A 1,235-nucleotide genomic window follows, 5' to 3' on the forward strand; every position below is an offset into this window, starting at 1 on the left:
CGGCCGAACGGCGAAGAGGCGAGCATCAGGCAGATATATCGTGAAGATTCAAATTTTCGCGCCTGGCTACAAATCAAACCGCTAGCCCATTTTCCTATCGTTTTGGTTCTTAACTTAACGGCATTGACCTTACGCGTTTGCCGCAGGCAACCCGATGATGTTTTGGGACCCTGATGGGTTGCAAAACAAAATCTATCAATATATAAATATTGACAACGGATCGCGAGGCTGGATTTACATATCGGACAAGGAGTATCAAAACGCGATAGAAGGCAAAGGCTTTACGTATTCTTCTGCAACCTATGAATATCCCGGCATCCTTTCTCCAGGTTTTTCAAGGGATCATGAAAGAATTTCGGGGAAATCACAAGAAGAAGTAGATCTGTATCTCAGCAGGGAGCTCGGCCGCGTAGTTTTTGGAGGAAGGTTTAGAAGATTTCTGCCTATACCCGCTCATGTAGGGATTATCCACGAGGGTTATTCTCCTGATTTTATCGAAGACCTTGGATGGAGAATAGTAGCATCGGGTCGTATGGTACCTTGGACTCAATTAGCCTCAGAACATCTAGAGCTTTATCTTTCAGGAACAGCGCCAGCAGAAACCCTGTCTGACGGCAGAACGCGAAGAGCAAAATACTTCAGTCCTTCATGGGTCTTGAATGAGAAAAAGGCCACAAATGCATATCATAAAAACATGAAAACCATCATCGAGAATGCTTATGGTTTATACAAATTCAACAGCACCTTCAAAGAAGACCACTACAAAACTAACCCAACAAGCAGCCCAATTTTAATGCAAGATAGAGAACCTTTTAATGAATTCTTCTGGGCGGCAGGAAGTTCTAATCTTGACACTTGGGTTAGTTTCAAAGCGTCAAAAGAAAAACCGAATGCACCAATCGTTCTTGAGGGATATGTTTACAACAAATGGCACGATGTCTACGACTGGGCTCCAGAATTGAATAAAGATGGTTCTCCATATTTCAAGTCGGTTGTTCTCCCTTTCTTAAAATCGACCTTTACACCTAAAAATATTAACCTAGAAATCAGTGATGCTGCTTGGCACTCCTTGGAAAGTCACCCCAGCTCGAACGCTGCACCATTTGCTCAATGCCGTTAAGTTAAGAACCAAAACGATAGGAAAATGGGCTAGCGGTTTGATTTGTAGCCAGGCGCGAAAATTTGAATCTTCACGATATATCTGCCTGATGCTCGCCTCTTCGCCGTTCGGCCGG

At 43.7% G+C, this 1,235-nt stretch carries 1 protein-coding gene; it reads left to right on the plus strand.

All coding sequences use genetic code 11. The features are described 5' to 3' along the window. Positions 1–154: 154 nt before the first annotated feature. Complete coding sequence (locus J3U88_RS34015; protein WP_207863681.1) at positions 155–1,120, plus strand: hypothetical protein; 966 nt, start codon at positions 155–157, stop codon at positions 1,118–1,120. Positions 1,121–1,235: the final 115 nt, after the last annotated feature.

This window comes from Acanthopleuribacter pedis (genome assembly GCF_017377855.1).
Classification (GTDB): domain Bacteria; phylum Acidobacteriota; class Holophagae; order Acanthopleuribacterales; family Acanthopleuribacteraceae; genus Acanthopleuribacter; species Acanthopleuribacter pedis.